We start from the raw sequence: 16,073 nt of genomic DNA, 5'->3' as shown, positions 1-16,073 counted from the left end.
TGGATTGCTTCGCTTCGCTCGCAACGACGGGGTCCGCCCATTTCGGCTGAAGGCGTCGAATTGGCGCGGTTCGGGTGGTTTCCCGCTGCCCGGCGATGACATATTGTACGTTTGCCAACCAGGCCTGCGGAGAATCTCAGGACATCACCTAACAGCTCTTCTTTTGCCGCTATTTCGAGCCAGGTTGGCGTGAACCGACGGAACAGGGAGGCAGTGCCATGACGATGAGGCCGGATCCCACCTTTCACGCATCGCCCAAGCTTGCGATGGAAGCACCAGCGGAGAACTTTGCCTACACGCTGCTGCTCAGTCCAGATTTCTCAAAACCTGATGCTCTCGCGGTCATCGACGTCAAGCCGGGGTCGCCGACCTACAGCCAAATCGTCCATACCGTGACGATGCCCAACAAGGGCGATGAATTTCACCACTTCGGCTGGAATGCCTGCTCCTCCGCCTTGTCGCCGCTCGCCGGACATGCCTTCATCGAGCGGCGCTATCTCATCATCCCCGGACTGCGCTCGTCGCGGATCTACATCATCGACACCAAGCCAGATCCGACCAAAGCCAAGATCCACAAGATCATCGAGCCCGAAGAAGTCTTCAAAAAGACCGGTTACTCGCGGCCGCATACCATCCATTGCGGGCCGGACGGCATCTATGTGAGCACGCTGGGCGGCGGCGGCAAGGACGGCACCAACGGTCCTCCAGGCGTTTTCATCATGGATTGCGAGACGTTCGAGGTCCTGGGACGATGGGAGATCGACCGCGGTCGGCAGACGTTGCACTATGATTTCTGGTGGAACCTGCCGCGCGACTACATGGTGACGAGTGAATGGGCGTTGCCGCCCCAGTTCGAGAACGGGATCGTCCCGGAAGATCTGCTCGCGAATAAATATGGCCATCGTCTCCACTTCTGGGATCTTCGCGCCCGTCGCAACGTCCAGACCATCGACCTCGGCGCCAATCATCAGATGGCCCTGGAGGTGCGGCCCGCGCACGATCCGGTTCGCGAATACGGCTTCGTTGGCGTCGTGGTCGACACCACCAACCTCGAAGCATCGATCTGGACCTGGTGGCGCGAAGGCGGGACATTCCACGTGGAGAAGACGGCGACGATCCAGCCGGAGCCCGCGCCAAAGGAGAAGCTCCCGCCGCTGCTCCAGGGTTTTGGTGCTGTGCCGCCTCTGGTGACCGATATCGACCTGTCGATGGATGATCGCTTTCTCTATGTCTCGTGTTGGGGCACGGGTGAAATGCGCCAGTACGACGTCAGTGATCCGCGAAAGCCGAAGCTTGCAGGCTCGGTCCACATCGGTGGCATCGCGCGCCGCACGCCTCATCCGAACGGCAAGGCCTTTGCGGCAGGTCCGCAGATGGTCGAGATCAGCCGCGATGGCAGGCGCGTGTACTGGACCAATTCGCTCTATTCCACCTGGGATGACCAATTCTACCCCGACGGAGTTCCGGGCGTGGAAGTCATGGCCAATGTCGGTCGCGACGGCGGTCTCGAGCTCGACAAGGACTATTTCGTGAGCTTCCCCGACGGATATCGTGCGCACCAGATCAGGCTGGAAGGCGGCGATTGTTCGACGGACTCCTTTTGCTACCCGTCGGCCTAGATTGGGGACACGCGAGCCCGGCGCTTGGCTGGCTCTGGCTCGCTCTCGTTGCGAGCGGCTTCTATCACGGGGTCAATCCGGGTATGGGATGGCCGCTCGCCGTGTCGGCCGGGCTCATGGACAAGAGCCCGCGCGCGCTGTTCCGTGCGTTGTGGGCTCTGGCGGCCGGGCATCTTCTGGCAACGCTTCTCGTGCTGCTGCCATTCGCGCTGCTGCTCGTGCTGGCCGAGTGGCAGCGTTCGATCCAGCTAGTCGCGAGCCTTCTCGTCATCGGTTTCGGCGTCTATCGGCTGATCGAGCGACGTCATCCGCGCACGCTGGCACGAATTCCGCCAACGCAATTGGCGCTCTGGTCGTTTGCCGTTGCCATTGCTCACGGCGCCGCCTTGATGCTCGTGCCGATCTATCTCGGTCTCTGCCAGGCCTTCGAACTCGATGCCGGCCATGCGGCCGCCGGCGCGCTGATGAAGGCAAATCTTGTGAAGGCAAGTCTCGGGATGGCGGTGCTGGTGTCTGTGGTGCACGTTGCCGCCATGATCAGCGCGGGCGGATGTCTGGCGTGGCTGGTCTACCGCTATCTGGGATTGAGGCTTGTCTCGCGAAGCTGGTTCAATCTGGATGTGATCTGGGCAACCAGCCTCATCGTGGTTGGGATCGTGGCGCTCGCCTTCAATGTCTCGAGCTGGCGGTGAAGCCTAGCGCGTCAAAGCCCACTCGCCGACGATGCGAAAGCGTGCCTTCGCGTCGTCCTGTTTGAACAGTACGATGCGGTCGATCACGAGCGTCTTGGATCCTAGCGCTGCAAACCTGCTCCGCAGCATCTCCAGAATGGGCCCGCGGCGCTCTGCGTCCAGCCGTCCTGTCAGGGTCATGTGAAAGCGAAATTCTTCCATCACGTAAGGGTAGCCCCAGCGGTCGAGGTAATCGCGCTGCCGCTCGCTCAGTTTCTCGGGCTTGCGACGCGCGCGATCTTCCGCGCTCAGAGGGGCGCGGAACGAGTCGAATTCGCTGACACAATCGGCGGCGAGCTGCTGGAGCGCATCGACCGGCTCGGCCGCGATCACGGCAATGAAGCCGCTTATGGAATCGACGACCAGTCGTATCGCCGGAATCGGTCGCTCCTTACCAGCAAATGCCGCGCAGGCCGCCGCGAGCTCGGCCTCGCTCTTGCCCGGCGCCAGCATCATCGGCGCCTTCAGTGTGGCGTGAAAACCGTATTTGCGGGGATCGGCGCTGATATCGCGCCAGTCCGGCGCGACATCCAGTGCCTCGCGCGGAAACGGCACTTCGTCGCCGGTGTAGGCATCGTAGCCGAGCAGCTCGGCGCCGAAGCGGGAGAGGGCGCTGTGGGCGTCGGCCGCAAAATAGATCGCGTAGCGGGGAAAACCTGTCATCGCCTCAGCATAACCAATTTAAGCCGCAACGACAGCCTCGCGCGGCGCCGCCGCTGCTGCTGTGAGCAGCCGCGTCGCATCGGTGAGATGCACCAGCTTGCCGCCTGATATCACGGCGATTAGCCGCGGCCGCAACTCCACGCTGTCGTCGACCAAAAGAATGTCGGCGCGGCGCCCTTCCGCGATGGCGCCGCGATCGGTAAGGCCGGTTGCACGCGCAGGTCCGGCAGAGACCAAATCCCAGGCCTGCTCCAGCGGCAGCACGCGGTCGGCGGCGAGCCGGAATGCGGCCAGCAGCTGTGCCGGATAGTAATAGTCCGAGGCCAGCACCGAGCAGAGACCCTTGGCGACCATGTCCGACGCCCTGGTCCAGCCGGTATGGCTGCCGCCGCGCACGACGTTGGGAGCGCCATAGACGATGGCGTCGCCGTGGCTTGCTGCCGCCCGCGCTGTCTCCTCGTTGATCGGAAACTCGGCGATCAACGCGCCGAGATCGCGAAACTCCTGGCGCATCGCCGGCGTCGCATCGTCATGCGAGAGCATTCGCACCCCGGCGGCGCGGGCTGCCGCCGCAAGCCGCGAGACCGACGCCGGAACGTCGGTGGCGCGCGCCACCACACGTTCGACCAGCCGGTCAAATTCCTCGCTCGATAGGCCGGTGCGCTCCACCATGCGGTTGCGCTTGCGCGGCTTGGCCATGTCCGCAACCGTGCCGTCCATGTGGTCGTTGAAGGCGAACAGGTCGACGCGGCCTTCCGCGAGCCACTGGCTGATCTCGGTCTCGGCATCGAGATTGTAGGTCTCGTGCCGCAGGTGGAAGCGGGTGTCGGCGGCGAATTGCGGACGCTGCCGCTCGATCGCCTCCATCAGGCCGCGCGCATTGTCAGCGCTGCGCAAGCCAGGCTCCCACGAACAGGTCGTGGCGTGGAACACCGTGGTGATGCCGTTGCTGATCGCCTGACGATCACTGTCGGCGAGCGCGACGTCGATCGGGAAATCGACGCCGGCGCGCGGCATCATCTGGCGCTCGAAGGCATCGCCATGCAGATCGACGATGCCTGGCAGCACCAGCAGGTCGCGGGCATCGATAGCGAGCCGCGCGCGGCCGCGAGGGACATCGACCAACGCAATGTCCGTTCCGGACACGAGAAGTGAGGTTTCGACGAGCCCGGCGCCGATCAGGACCCGGCCGCCTTCAAGGAAAATGTCTGTCACGCGACCGCGCTTGGTTTGCTGGCAGGAGAACCGGTGAAAGAGCTCGCCCGTGCTTCGTATGTCGCGAGGAAATCTTCAATCCCGAGCTTGCGGAAATCGGGCAGCACTTCACGCAATTTGTCGTGATCCCAGTCCCACCAGGCGAGCTTGGCGAGCCGGCCGGCGATCTGCTCCGAGAACCGCCGCCGCACGATGCGCGCCGGATTGCCGGCGACGATGGTGTAGGCCGGCACGTCCTTGGTGACGATAGCGCCCGCCGCGATCACCGCGCCGGTGCCGATATTGCGGCCGGGCAGCACGATCGCGCCGTGGCCGATCCAGACATCGTGACCGACATGGACGTGATGCTGGCGGCGCCAGTCGAAGAACTCGGTGTCGTCGCTTTCACCTTCGAAATAGGCGCTTGAACGGTAGGTGAAATGCGCCTGGGTCGCACGATGCATCGGATGATTGCCGGGATTGATCCGCGTCATTGCCGCGATCGAGCAGAACTTTCCGATGGTGGTGTAGGTGATCTGGGCATCGTTGACGACATAGGAGTAATCGCCCATCGCCACTTCATGCAGTACGGTGCGCGCGCCGACCTCGGTGTAGGCGCCGAGCCTGGCCTCGTGCAGCTTGGCCGAGGGATCAATGGTCGGCTGAATCGAAAGAGCTTTGGCGGCCATGTTGCATCCGAAGCGCGAGGGTGGGGCATTTTTCTTGGAGCGGCTTGATGACAATGCTTTGATGACAACGTCATGACGTGGCGATGACAGGGGATGACGTGTGTTGGATCGCCGCACCGCAACGCGGATGTCACACAAGTGTTAAGCGCCGGCGTTAGCGGTGGGTCCGATTAATCTGGAGCCCTGCATGCTGGTCGTGGAAGGTCTGACGTGTCGCTTCGGCGCAAAGGCCGCGGTGGACGACGCTTCGTTTCAAGTTGCCCCGGGCGGCTTCGTCGGTGTGATCGGACGGTCCGGCGCCGGCAAGTCGACCCTGCTGCGGACCATCAACCGCCTGGCGACGCCGACCGAGGGCCGCATCCTGTTCGACGGCATCGATGTCACCGCGCTGCGCGGCAAGGAGCTGCGGCAGTGGCGGGCGCGCTCGGCAATGATCTTCCAGCAGTTCAACCTGGTCGGCCGGCTCGATGTCCTCACCAACGTCCTGATGGGGCGCCTCGCAACGATGCCCGCCTGGCGCTCGCTGTCGCAGCTCTGGCCCGAGCAGGATAAGGCGCTGGCGATGTCCGCGCTGGAGCAGTTCGACATCGCCGCGCTCGCCGCCCAGCGCGCCGACCAGCTCTCCGGCGGACAGCAGCAGCGCGTGGCGATTGCCCGCGCCCTGGTCCAGCAGCCCGACATCATCCTCGCCGACGAACCGATTGCCTCGCTCGATCCGCGCAACACCAAAATCGTGATGGATGCGCTGCTGCGCATCAACAAGCATTTCGGCATCACCGTGCTCTGCAATCTGCATTCGCTCGATCTGGCGCGCAGCTATTGCGACCGCCTGATCGGCATGGCGCAGGGCCGCGTGGTGTTCGATGGCGCGCCGGCCGCGCTGACCGATCACGTGGCGCGCGAGCTCTACGATCTCGAAGCCGCCGACGTCATGGGCGGCATGCCCATCCCGGCGCCCGAGGGCGTTCCGGCGCTCGGGACGGCCGCGGCGGCCTGAGCCTCGCCTCTTTTACTCAAGTCTTTGCGTCAAGCGATCCCCAACCGATGAAGAGGGTACCATGATCACTCGCAGATTAATCCTTGCCGGCGTCGCCGCGCTCGCCTTTGCCACCTCCGCCTCGGCGGACGACTGGAAAGCCAAATATCCCGAGCTGACCTTCGCGGTCGTGCCGGCGGAGAACGCCTCCGGCGTCACCGAGCGCTGGGCGCCGTTCGTGAGCTATCTCTCCAAGGAACTGGGCGTGAAGGTCACGCTGCGCATCGCCAACGACTATGCAGCCGTCATTGAAGGCCAGCGTGCCGGCAACATCCAGATCGCGAGCTACGGCTCGGCCTCGTTCGCCCGCGCCCGTCTGACCGGTGTCAAGACCGACGCCTTCGCCAACGACATCAACGCGGACGGCTCGACCGGCTATTATTCGGTGTTCTTCGTCAAGGCGAGCAGCCCCTACAAGAAGGTCGATGACCTCAAGGGCAAGAATCTCGGCCTCGTCGACCCGAACTCGACCTCCGGCAACAACGTGCCGCGCTTCGAACTCGACAAGATGGGCATCCCAGATACCGACACCTATTTCGGCAAGGTCGTCTTCACCGGCAGCCACGAGAATGCGATGCTGGCGCTGGCGCAGGGCACGGTCGACGTTGCCGCCAACCAGTGGACCAGCGATGACGATTCCACGCTGGCGCAGATGCTGACCAAGGGCATGCTGAAGAACACCGACGGCTCGGCGATGAAGAAGGACGATTTCCGCATCATCCACAAGTCGGCGCCGATCATCAACGGCCCTTATGCCTACAATTCCGACCTGCCGGAGGATGCCAAGGCCGCCATCGCCAAGGCATTCTTCGATGCGCCGGCCAAGGACAAGGCCGCGTTCGACCGTCTCTCCGATGGCCAGAAGAAGGGCTTTCATCCCGCCACCACCAAGGACTGGGATGGCACGATCGAGCTGATCAAGTTCGTCGATGCGCTGCGTAAGAAGAAGGCGTCCTGAGTTTTTGGGACTATGCACTGGAGCCGGGTCGATGGACCCGGCTCTTTCTCTTTGATCGACCACTTGTTCTGACCAGATGACCGTCGCGGTTTCGATCCTCCCCGAGCAGCAGCTTGCCGTGCTCAACGCCGCCTATCGCCAGGCGGTCGCGCGCAGGCGATGGCGCCTCCTGTTGGGAGCCGGTATCTTTGCCGCTGCGCTTATTCTCGCAGCGATCGGCGCCGAAGTGAATCTGCGCACGCTGTTCACCTATTTCGGCAACTTCATCAGCTATTTCGATCGCATCTTCACGCTCGACAGCGGCCAGCGGGTCTGGACTGATCTCGGCGAGTGGCTCTGGGGCTGGCGCAAATGGTTGAAGATGCTGGGCGAGACGCTGCTGATCTCCTATGTCGGCACGCTGATCGGCGCCACCTTCGCCTTTGCCCTGAACTTCTTCGCGGCGGAGAACACTTCGCCTGCGCCCTGGCTGCGCTTTGCGGTGCGGCGCCTGCTCGAATTCGCCCGCACCGTTCCCGGCATCGTGTTCGCGCTGATCTTCGTGATCGCCTTTGGGTTAGGTCCGATGGCGGGCGTGCTCGCGATCGCGATCCACTCCACCGGCGCGCTCGGCAAGCTGTTCTCGGAGATCGTCGAGAACGCCGACATGAAGCCGGTCGAAGGCATCCGCTCGACCGGGGCGAGCTGGCTGTCTTGCATGCGCTTTGCAATCGTGCCGCAGGTCACCGCGAGTTATGCCAGCTACGCGCTGCTGCGCTTCGAGATCAACGTGCGCGAAGCCTCGGTGATGGGCTTCGTCGGCGCCGGCGGCATCGGCCAGGAGCTCGTCGTTGCCATCCGCAAGTTCTATTACTCCGACGTCAGCGCGATCCTGGTCACCATCATCGTGACCGTCTTCATCATCGACATCACCACCGGATGGCTGCGCGGCCGGCTGTTCGGCAAGGAGGCGCGGACGTGACCGGGCCGCAGCAAGTCGAGACGCGAGAGATCCGCGCCCGCTACCCCGATGTGTTCAACCGGCCGGCCTCGGCGCGGCTTGCAACGCCGGCGATGATCGTCGCGGCGTTCGCGATCCTGATCTATGGTCTGGTCGATCTCGATTTCTCGCCGTCACGGTTCCTCGCAGGCCTCAGCCAGCTCGGCTGGATCAGCCTGATGATGATCCCGCCCGATCCCGGCTCCTCGTTGCCGGTCTATCTGAAGGCGCTGGGCGAGACGCTGTCGATCGCGCTACTCGGCACGACGCTGGCGGCGCTGTTCGCGCTGCCGGTGAGCCTGCTGGCCGCGCGCAACGTGGTGCCGTCGAAGATCCTGCGCTTTCCCGTTCGTCGCTTGCTGGATTCGATCCGCGGCGTCGACACGCTGATCTGGGCGCTGGTGTGGATCAATGTGGTCGGGCTCGGCCCGTTCGCCGGCGTGCTCGCCATCGCCGTGTCGGATTTCGGCGCCTTCGGAAAGCTGTTCTCGGAGGCGATCGAGGGCGCCGACCAGAAGCAGGTCGAGGGCATCCGCGCCTCCGGCGGCAGCGCGCTGCACGAGATCCGCTTCGGGCTGCTGCCGCAGGTCCTGCCTGTCATCGCCGGCCAGGTGCTCTATTTCGTCGAATCCAACACCCGCTCGGCCACCATCATCGGCATCGTCGGCGCCGGCGGCATTGGCCTCCAGCTCGCCGAGCAGATCCGCGTCTTGGAATGGCAGAAGGTGTCGTTCCTGATCCTGATGATCTTGGTCGCGGTTGCCGCGATCGATTTCATTTCCGGCAAGCTGCGCTTTGCGATTATCGGACGAAGGGCTATCGCTTAACGGCCGCAGTCTTCTTCCCTTCTCCCCTTGTGGGAGAAGGGGGCGCGAAGCGCCGGATAATGGCCGTCTCCGCGCATTCAAATGAGAGCCGCACTCGCGGAGAGAACCCGCACCCGTCTCGCCGCTGCGCGGCAAGCCACCCTCTCCCACAAGGGGAGAGGGGAAGAGGGCGGCAGCTCACCCGTTGTCCACCAAAAACTCCACCCGCTCTGCTGCAAACCGCGAGTGCTTGGTCACCAGCGGCTTGCCGTCGAGAGCGTGGTCGGTGGCATCGACCACCAGGATCGGTCGTCCCAGTGCAAGATCGAGCCGGGCGGCGTCAGTCGCGTCGATGATGCCGGCCGTTATCCGGGTCGCGCCGCGGCGGTAGTCGCGAATGCCGTAGTGCTCCAGCAACTTCGTCATCGAGCGCGTCGCGGCGAACACGGCGCCTGCGCCCGGAAACAACTCAGCCGACAGCCAGGTGGTGGAGACGCAGATCGGCGTGCGATCGGCGAGGCGGATCGCCTCGATCCGCAGCAGCGCCGCGCCGGCCTTCAAGCCGAGCTCGCGCGCCAGCTCCCGGGTCGCGACGTCATTGGAGGTCTCGATCAACTGGCCGCGCGGCTCGCGGCCGCCGGCGCCGACGATCTCGGAGAACCGGGTGCGCGAGCGCAGCGGATAGGCCAGCCTCTGCGCCTCGACATAGGTTCCGCTGCCGCGCTCGGCCCGGACCAGGCCGCGCTCGGCCAGCGCGGCCAGCGCGCGCCGCACGGTGTGGCGGTTCACGCGGTAGGTTTCCGCGATCTCCATCTCGCCCGGTAATTTGTCGCCGGCGGCAAAGCGGCCGTCGGCGATACCGCGCTCGATGCCGTCGGCGACGAGGCGCCACAGCGCGACGCCCGACGATGCAGTGTCTTGCATGCTCATATCGCTGGTCAGCCTAGCTCAGAAATCACGCCTTTGTCACGAAACAGTCATGGCGCTCCTTTATGAAGTTGTCTATTATCATAGACAACTTAGAATCGGCAAGTTCGGTGGATTTGGTGACCCAGCAGAATAACCAGCAAGCCCAGCGCAAGGCCGCGATGGCCGTGCTGGCGCACGCGGAGGCGGGCGAGATCGCCGCCCGCCTCCGCGCACTCGCCCTGCCGGCCCATCAAAATCTGCGCGAAGGCGAAAACGGTCTCGTCATGCTGCGCGGCCGGGTCGGCGGCGACGGCGCACCGTTCAACCTCGGCGAAGCCACGGTGTCGCGTGCGGCGGTCCGGCTTGCCAGTGGCGAGGTCGGCTTCGGCTACACGCTCGGTCGCGATAGCGAGAAGGCGCGGCTGATCGCGCTGTGCGACGCGCTGGTGCAGTCCAGCGATTTTGGCGCAGCCGTCGAGCGCGAAATTATCGCGCCGTTGCGCGAGCAGCTTATGACGAGGCGCCAGCAGGCAGCGGCGAAGACTGCCGCGACGAAGGTTGATTTCTACACCATGGTGCGCGGTGAGGGGTGAGATCATGACCACGATTGCAGAACTGCCGCCGGGTTTCGCCGACAGGGTTCTGTCGGCGCAATCGACCTTTCGTTCGGTCATGGATGCGATGGCGCGGCCGGGTTCGGTCCAGCGCATCGTCCCGACAGCCGGAGCGCTTCATACGATGATGCGCGGCACCGCCGCGATCGCGCTGACGCTGTTCGATCACGACACGCCACTCTGGCTCGATGCGCGCATGGCAGAAAATTCCGACGTGATGAAATGGCTCAAGTTCCACACTGGCGCGCCGGTGGTGCAGGACACTTCGATCGCCAGCTTTGCGCTGATCAGCGACGGTGCGGCGCTGCCGCCGCTCGAATGCTTCGCGCTCGGCACCAACGAATATCCGGATCGCTCGACCACATTGATCCTTCAGGTCGATAGTCTGGGCTCGGGACGCAGCGTCGAGCTGCGCGGCCCCGGCATCGATGGCTCCACGACGCTCCAGGCGTCGATCAAGCCGTTCGATCTGTTCGAGCGCCTGCGGTTCAACGAGGCGCTGTTTCCGCGCGGCCTCGATGTGGTGCTGGTTGCCGATGATGCGGTGGTTGCGATCCCGCGCACCACCCGCGTCGCGAACAAGGAAAGCTGACCGCATGTATGTCGCAGTCAAAGGCGGCGAACGCGCCATCGAGAACGCCCATCTCCTGCTTGCAAACGCGCGGCGCGGTGACCCAAGCGTTCCGGAAGTCACGCTCGATCAGATCTCGGAGCAGCTCGGCCTCGCCGTGGACCGCGTCATGAGCGAGGGCTCGCTCTATGACCGCGAGCTCGCCGCGCTCGCGATCAAGCAGGCGCGGGGCGATCTGATCGAGGCGATCTTCCTGGTCCGTGCCTTCCGCGCCACGCTGCCGCGCTTTGGCGCGAGCGAGCCGGTCGACACCGGCGCGATGCGCGTGCAGCGGCGAGTGTCGTCGACCTTCAAGGATATTCCAGGTGGCCAGATCCTCGGGCCGACCTTCGACTATACCCACCGCCTGCTCGATCCTTCGCTCGCAAAAGGCGTTGTGCCGGAAGCGCCAGTGACGGCGGAAGCATCAACGGCACCCACGCCGCGCGTGACGGATATTCTTGGCCGCGACGGACTGATCGAGTCCTCGCCGCAGGCCGAGGACGGCGCCAGCGTCGGCGATCTCACCCGCGAGCCGCTGAATTTTCCGGCGGACCGCGACCTGCGCCTGCAAAATCTGGCGCGTGGTGACGAAGGCTTTCTGCTGGCGATGGGCTATTCCACCCAGCGCGGTTACGGCCGGAACCATCCCTTTGCCGGCGAGATCCGCTTTGGCGAGGTCGATGTCGAATTTTTCGCCGAGGACGTCGGCTTCGCCGTGCCGCTCGGCTCGATCGAGCTCACCGAGTGCCAGATGGTCAACCAGTTCAAGGGCTCGGCGACGGAAGCGCCGTGCTTCACCCGCGGCTATGGCCTCGCCTTCGGCCAGAGTGAGCGCAAGACCATGTCGATGGCGCTGGTGGATCGGGCGCTGCGCGCTCGCGAGCTCGGCGAGGAGGTGCGTGCCCCCGCGCAGGACGAGGAGTTCGTGATGTCGCATTCGGACAACGTGCAGGCGACCGGCTTCGTCGAGCATCTCAAGCTGCCGCATTATGTCGACTTCCAGTCCGAGCTCGGCCTGCTCCGCAAGCTGCGCCAGGAGTTTGCCGAGGCCAATGCGCCCGATGCCATGAAGGAGGCCGCGGAATGAACGCGCCCGCCTATAATTTCGCCTATCTCGACGAACAGACCAAGCGGATGATCCGCCGTGCGATCCTCAAGGCGATCGCGATCCCCGGCTATCAGGTGCCGTTCGCCAGCCGCGAAATGCCGATGCCCTATGGCTGGGGTACCGGTGGCGTGCAGGTGACGGCGGCGATCCTGGGACCTGAGGACGTGCTGAAGGTGATTGACCAGGGCTCCGACGACACCACCAACGCGATCTCGATCCGAAAGTTCTTCGCCAAGACGGCGGGCGTCGCCACCACGACGGCGACGGACGAGGCAACCGTGATTCAGACGCGCCACCGCATTCCTGAGACCGCGCTGCATGAAAATCAGGTGCTGGTCTACCAGGTGCCGATCCCTGAACCCCTACGTTTCCTCGAGCCGCGCGAGACCGAGACGCGGCGCATGCATGCGCTCGCCGAATATGGCCTGATGCATGTCAAACTCTATGAGGACATCGCCCGCTTCGGCCATATCGCGACTGCCTATGCCTATCCGGTCAAGGTGAACGCGCGCTACGTGATGGACCCGTCGCCGACGCCGAAATTCGACAACCCCAAGATGGACAATTGTGCCGCGCTGCAATTGTTCGGCGCCGGCCGTGAGAAGCGCATCTACGCGATCCCGCCCTACACGAAAGTCGTGTCGCTGGATTTCGAGGATCATCCGTTTGAGCCGTACCGTTTCAACGCGCCGTGCGCGCTGTGCGGCGCGGAGAACTCCTATCTCGACGAGATCGTCACCGACGACAAGGGCGGTCGGATGTTCGTCTGCTCGGACACCGATTATTGCGAGGGCCGGCAGGCCGCCGGCCATCACGGCAGCCTGAGCGCCGCACCGTACAAGGAGAAGGCGGGCTCACATGGCTGAACTCGATACGCTCGAAAGCGACCAGCCGCTACTGGTGGCGGAGTCGCTCAGCAAGTCCTTCGGCCGCATTGCCGCGTGCCGAGAGGTGTCCTTTGCGCTCTATCCCGGCGAGGTGCTGGCGATCGTCGGCGAATCCGGCTCGGGCAAGTCGACGCTGCTGCAAATGCTGTCGGGTCAACTCACGCCGAGCGCCGGCCGGGTCTCTTACCGGATGCGCGACGGCGTCGCCCGCGATCTTACGACGCTCGGCGAGGCCGAGCGGCGCTTTCTGTTCCGCACCGACTGGGGCTATGTCCATCAGGATCCTGCGCAAGGTCTGCGCATGGCGGTCTCGGCCGGCGCCAATGTCGGCGAGCGGCTGATGGCGGTGGGATGGAATCATTACGGCCGTATCCGCGACACCGCCTCCGACTGGCTGATGCGCGTCGAGATCGACGTCGCGCGCATCGACGATGCGCCGCGCACCTATTCCGGCGGCATGCGCCAGCGGCTCCAGATCGCGCGCAATCTCGTCACCGAGCCGCGGCTGGTGTTCATGGACGAGCCGACCGGCGGCCTGGACGTGTCCGTGCAGGCGCGCCTGCTCGATCTCCTGCGCAGCCTGGTCGCCGAGCTGCACCTCGCCGTCATCATCGTCACGCATGATCTCGCGGTGGCACGCCTTTTGTCGCACCGCGTGATGGTGATGAAGGGCGGCCGCGTCATCGAGACCGGCCTCACCGATCAGGTGCTCGATGATCCGCGCGAGCCCTATACGCAACTCCTCGTCTCCTCGATTCTGCCGCCATGAGCCTGCCAGCATGAGCCTTGCAATGACTGCCATGATCGACATCACCGACGCCCGGAAGACCTTTACGATGCACCTGCAAGGCGGCATCGAATTGCCGGTCGTGCGCGGCGTGACGTTCCATGTCGATCCCGGCGAATGCGTCGTGCTCTCGGGGCCATCAGGCGCCGGCAAGTCGTCGATCCTGAAGATGATCTTCGGCAATTATCGCTGCGATTCCGGCCGCATCGGCATCCGCCACCGCGGCGCGCTGATCGATCTTGCCGTCGCCGAGCCGCGGCAGGTGCTCAATGTCCGCCGCGTGACCATCGGTTATGTCAGCCAGTTCCTCCGCGCGGTGCCCCGCGTTGCGACCATCGACGTGGTCGCCGAGCCTCTGATCGTGAACGGCCTGGCGCGCCCGGAAGCGCAAGCCCGCGCGGGCGCGCTCCTGCATCGTCTCAATATTCCCGAGCGGCTGTGGCAGCTTCCGCCCGCGACCTTCTCCGGCGGCGAGCAGCAGCGCGTCAACATCGCGCGCGGCTTCATCTCGGATCTGCCGATCCTGCTGCTCGACGAGCCGACCGCTTCGCTCGATGCCGCCAACCGCACTGTGGCGGTCGAGCTGATCGCTGAGAAAAAACGCCAGGGCGTCGCCATGGTCGCCATTGTCCATGACGATGAAATCCGGCATCTGATTGCCGACCGCATCGTCGATGTCACCAGCTTCGCCGCCGCGGCCTGAAGGAAATCGACATGAACGCCAAGCCGAAGGACACCGTCATCGCCAACGCCAGGATCGTGCTGGCTGACCGGGTGATCGATCAGGGTTGGCTTGCTCTGGTCGACGGACGCATCGCCGAGATCGGCGAGGGCAGGGCGCCCGCCGACGCCGAGGATGCTGGCGGCGACCTCGTCATGCCCGGCCTGATCGAGCTTCACACCGACCATCTCGAAGCGCATTACGTGCCGCGACCGAAGGTGTTCTGGAATCCGGTCGCCGCTGTCATCTCCTATGACGGCCAGCTCGCGACCTCGGGCATCACCACCGTGTTCGATTCGCTCCGGGTCTGGCGCGAGGACGGCGCGGAGGAAGTCGATGGCCGCGCCGGCGTGCTCGCCGCCGCGATCACGACCGCGCGCGATGCCGGCCTCTTGCGCGCCGACCATTTCCTGCATCTGCGCTGTGAAATCCCGATGCCGAGCGTCGTCGAGGAGGCCAAGGAGCTGATCGACCGGCCCGACGTCAAGCTGATGTCGCTGATGGATCACACGCCGGGCCAGCGCCAGTTTCGCGACGAGGTCAAGCTGCGCGACTATTATCGCGGCAAGGGCGGCGGCAAGACCGACGCCGAGCTCGACGAACTGTTCGCGAAGCGCTTTGCCTATCAGAAGGCCTATGCCGCGACCAACATGCGCGAGATCGTGACGCTGGCGCATGCGTACAAGATCCCGCTCGCAAGCCATGACGACACCACCGAGGAGAACGTCGCCGATGCCGTGCGCGACGGTGTCGCGGTGGCGGAATTCCCCACCACGCTCGAGGCCGCGCGCGGTCTGCATCACGCCGGCATCGACATCCTGATGGGCGCTCCCAACGTCGTGCGCGGCGGCTCGCATTCCGGCAATATCGCCGCGGTCGATCTCGCCCGCGAAGGCCTGCTCGATATCCTGTCGTCGGATTACATTCCGTCGAGCCTGCTGATGGGTGCGCTGCAGCTGCCCGAGCATGTGCCGGCGATCGATCTGCCGTCGGCGATCCGCACCGTGACCAAAGCGCCTGCCGATGCGGTCGGACTCACCGATCGCGGCGAGATCGCGGTCGGCAAGCGCGCCGACCTGATCCGCGTGCATGTTGCCGGCAGCGTCCCCGTCGTGCGCAGCGTCTGGCGCGAAGGGAGTCGTGTCGCATGAGCGAGACCGCGGCCATGGCGCAGGAGGCAGCGGGCGCGATCGGACCCGGGCGGCTAGTACTTGTGGTCGGTCCCAGCGGCGCCGGCAAGGACACGCTTTTGCGACTGGCGCGGGCGGCGTGCAGTGAGGATCACGACATCGTCTTTCCACGCCGCCTTGTGACGCGGGAATCCTCCGCTGCCGAAGACAATCTCACGCTTGCCCCTGACGAATTCCGCCGCGGTCAGCAGCATGGCGATTTCGCCATGCACTGGCAGGCGCACGGGCATTCCTACGCACTGCCGCTCGAGATCAACGACGATATCCGTGCCGGACGCACGGTGGTCGTCAACGTCTCGCGCACGGTCATCGGCGCGCTGCGCCAAGCCTATGCAAATGTTGTGGTGGTCGCGATCACCGCACCGCCGGACGTGCTGGCGCAGCGGCTTGCCGCGCGGGCGCGGCACAGCGACGGCAATATCGCGGCGCGGCTGTCGCGCAGTGTCGATGACGCGCGGGCGCTTGCCGACATCACCATCCTCAACGCCGGCAGCGCGGAGTATCACAGCCGACAGCTCGTGCGCGTGATCAGGAATGAAGGCTGGCATGAGTAATGGCGGGCACGATCA

General features: G+C 64.7%; 18 protein-coding genes. 14 read left to right on the top strand and 4 right to left on the bottom strand.

Going from position 1 to position 16,073, the window contains the following annotated elements:
- Positions 1 to 218: 218 nt before the first annotated feature.
- Positions 219 to 1,619, top strand: a complete 1,401-nt coding sequence (locus tag IVA92_RS11940; RefSeq protein ID WP_247281494.1) for a selenium-binding family protein — start codon at positions 219 to 221, stop codon at positions 1,617 to 1,619.
- An 83-nt stretch (positions 1,620 to 1,702) separates the two neighbouring features.
- Positions 1,703 to 2,311 (top strand): hypothetical protein, encoded by a 609-nt coding sequence (locus IVA92_RS11935; RefSeq protein WP_247281529.1) that lies wholly within the window; start codon positions 1,703 to 1,705, stop codon positions 2,309 to 2,311.
- Positions 2,312 to 2,314: 3 nt separating this feature from the next.
- On the opposite strand, the gene IVA92_RS11930 is transcribed toward IVA92_RS11935, so the two are convergent.
- Genes IVA92_RS11930 through IVA92_RS11920 form a run of 3 tightly spaced genes read right to left on the bottom strand, consistent with a single transcriptional unit; the run spans position 2,315 to position 4,896 of the window.
- A complete protein-coding gene (locus IVA92_RS11930) occupies positions 2,315 to 3,013 on the bottom strand; it encodes a DUF1045 domain-containing protein (RefSeq protein WP_247281493.1) in 699 nt (232 codons plus the stop codon).
- 18 nt (positions 3,014 to 3,031) lie between these two features.
- Positions 3,032 to 4,228, bottom strand: a complete 1,197-nt coding sequence (locus tag IVA92_RS11925) for an alpha-D-ribose 1-methylphosphonate 5-triphosphate diphosphatase (RefSeq protein ID WP_247281492.1) — start codon at positions 4,226 to 4,228, stop codon at positions 3,032 to 3,034.
- A complete protein-coding gene (locus IVA92_RS11920; RefSeq protein ID WP_247281491.1) occupies positions 4,225 to 4,896 on the bottom strand; it encodes a chloramphenicol acetyltransferase in 672 nt (223 codons plus the stop codon). The genes IVA92_RS11925 and IVA92_RS11920 overlap by 4 nt, the downstream gene beginning before the upstream one ends.
- A gap of 187 nt (positions 4,897 to 5,083) precedes the next feature.
- Between IVA92_RS11920 and phnC the strand changes: the two genes are divergently transcribed.
- The 4 genes from phnC (at position 5,084) to phnE (IVA92_RS11900) (ending at position 8,696) form a co-directional block, all read left to right on the top strand.
- Positions 5,084 to 5,893 carry a phosphonate ABC transporter ATP-binding protein gene (gene phnC, locus IVA92_RS11915; protein ID WP_247281490.1) on the top strand — a complete coding sequence of 270 codons (810 nt, stop codon included), beginning with the start codon at positions 5,084 to 5,086 and terminating at the stop codon, positions 5,891 to 5,893.
- A gap of 61 nt (positions 5,894 to 5,954) precedes the next feature.
- On the top strand, positions 5,955 to 6,890 hold the full coding sequence (phnD, locus tag IVA92_RS11910) for a phosphonate ABC transporter substrate-binding protein (RefSeq protein WP_247281489.1): 936 nt from the start codon (positions 5,955 to 5,957) through the stop codon (positions 6,888 to 6,890).
- Between the two features lie 76 nt (positions 6,891 to 6,966).
- A complete protein-coding gene (gene phnE, locus IVA92_RS11905) occupies positions 6,967 to 7,851 on the top strand; it encodes a phosphonate ABC transporter, permease protein PhnE (RefSeq protein WP_247281488.1) in 885 nt (294 codons plus the stop codon).
- Entirely contained in the window at positions 7,848 to 8,696 is an 849-nt protein-coding gene (gene phnE / locus IVA92_RS11900) for a phosphonate ABC transporter, permease protein PhnE (RefSeq protein ID WP_247281487.1), read from the top strand. Before phnE (IVA92_RS11905) ends, phnE (IVA92_RS11900) begins: the two co-directional genes overlap by 4 nt.
- A gap of 177 nt (positions 8,697 to 8,873) precedes the next feature.
- Here phnE (IVA92_RS11900) and phnF read toward each other — a convergent pair whose 3' ends face one another.
- Complete coding sequence (gene phnF / locus IVA92_RS11895) at positions 8,874 to 9,605, bottom strand: phosphonate metabolism transcriptional regulator PhnF (protein WP_247281486.1); 732 nt, start codon at positions 9,603 to 9,605, stop codon at positions 8,874 to 8,876.
- Positions 9,606 to 9,763: 158 nt separating this feature from the next.
- Between phnF and phnG the strand changes: the two genes are divergently transcribed.
- The 8 genes from phnG to phnN are packed head-to-tail and all read left to right on the top strand — an operon-like array spanning position 9,764 to position 16,058.
- Complete coding sequence (phnG, locus tag IVA92_RS11890; protein WP_247448914.1) at positions 9,764 to 10,177, top strand: phosphonate C-P lyase system protein PhnG; 414 nt, start codon at positions 9,764 to 9,766, stop codon at positions 10,175 to 10,177.
- A gap of 4 nt (positions 10,178 to 10,181) precedes the next feature.
- On the top strand, positions 10,182 to 10,790 hold the full coding sequence (phnH, locus tag IVA92_RS11885; protein WP_247281484.1) for a phosphonate C-P lyase system protein PhnH: 609 nt from the start codon (positions 10,182 to 10,184) through the stop codon (positions 10,788 to 10,790).
- A gap of 4 nt (positions 10,791 to 10,794) precedes the next feature.
- Entirely contained in the window at positions 10,795 to 11,898 is a 1,104-nt protein-coding gene (locus tag IVA92_RS11880; protein WP_247281483.1) for a carbon-phosphorus lyase complex subunit PhnI, read from the top strand.
- Positions 11,895 to 12,785, top strand: a complete 891-nt coding sequence (locus tag IVA92_RS11875) for an alpha-D-ribose 1-methylphosphonate 5-phosphate C-P-lyase PhnJ (RefSeq protein WP_247281482.1) — start codon at positions 11,895 to 11,897, stop codon at positions 12,783 to 12,785. Before IVA92_RS11880 ends, IVA92_RS11875 begins: the two co-directional genes overlap by 4 nt.
- On the top strand, positions 12,778 to 13,575 hold the full coding sequence (phnK, locus tag IVA92_RS11870; protein WP_247281481.1) for a phosphonate C-P lyase system protein PhnK: 798 nt from the start codon (positions 12,778 to 12,780) through the stop codon (positions 13,573 to 13,575). Before IVA92_RS11875 ends, phnK begins: the two co-directional genes overlap by 8 nt.
- Positions 13,576 to 13,597: 22 nt before the next feature.
- Positions 13,598 to 14,296, top strand: coding sequence for a phosphonate C-P lyase system protein PhnL (gene phnL, locus IVA92_RS11865; RefSeq protein ID WP_247281480.1), 699 nt, complete (start codon positions 13,598 to 13,600; stop codon positions 14,294 to 14,296).
- Between the two features lie 11 nt (positions 14,297 to 14,307).
- On the top strand, positions 14,308 to 15,465 hold the full coding sequence (locus tag IVA92_RS11860) for an alpha-D-ribose 1-methylphosphonate 5-triphosphate diphosphatase (RefSeq protein ID WP_247281479.1): 1,158 nt from the start codon (positions 14,308 to 14,310) through the stop codon (positions 15,463 to 15,465).
- The gene (gene phnN / locus IVA92_RS11855) at positions 15,462 to 16,058 is read left to right on the top strand and encodes a phosphonate metabolism protein/1,5-bisphosphokinase (PRPP-forming) PhnN (protein WP_247281478.1); all 597 of its coding nucleotides are present in this window, start codon (positions 15,462 to 15,464) and stop codon (positions 16,056 to 16,058) included. The genes IVA92_RS11860 and phnN overlap by 4 nt, the downstream gene beginning before the upstream one ends.
- The last annotated feature ends 15 nt before the right edge of the window (positions 16,059 to 16,073 follow it).

It is taken from the genome of Bradyrhizobium sp. 154, from assembly GCF_023073875.1.
GTDB lineage: Bacteria > Pseudomonadota > Alphaproteobacteria > Rhizobiales > Xanthobacteraceae > Bradyrhizobium.
The sequence above is the reverse complement of the archived record's forward strand: the minus strand, read 5'-3'. Positions and strand labels throughout refer to the sequence as shown.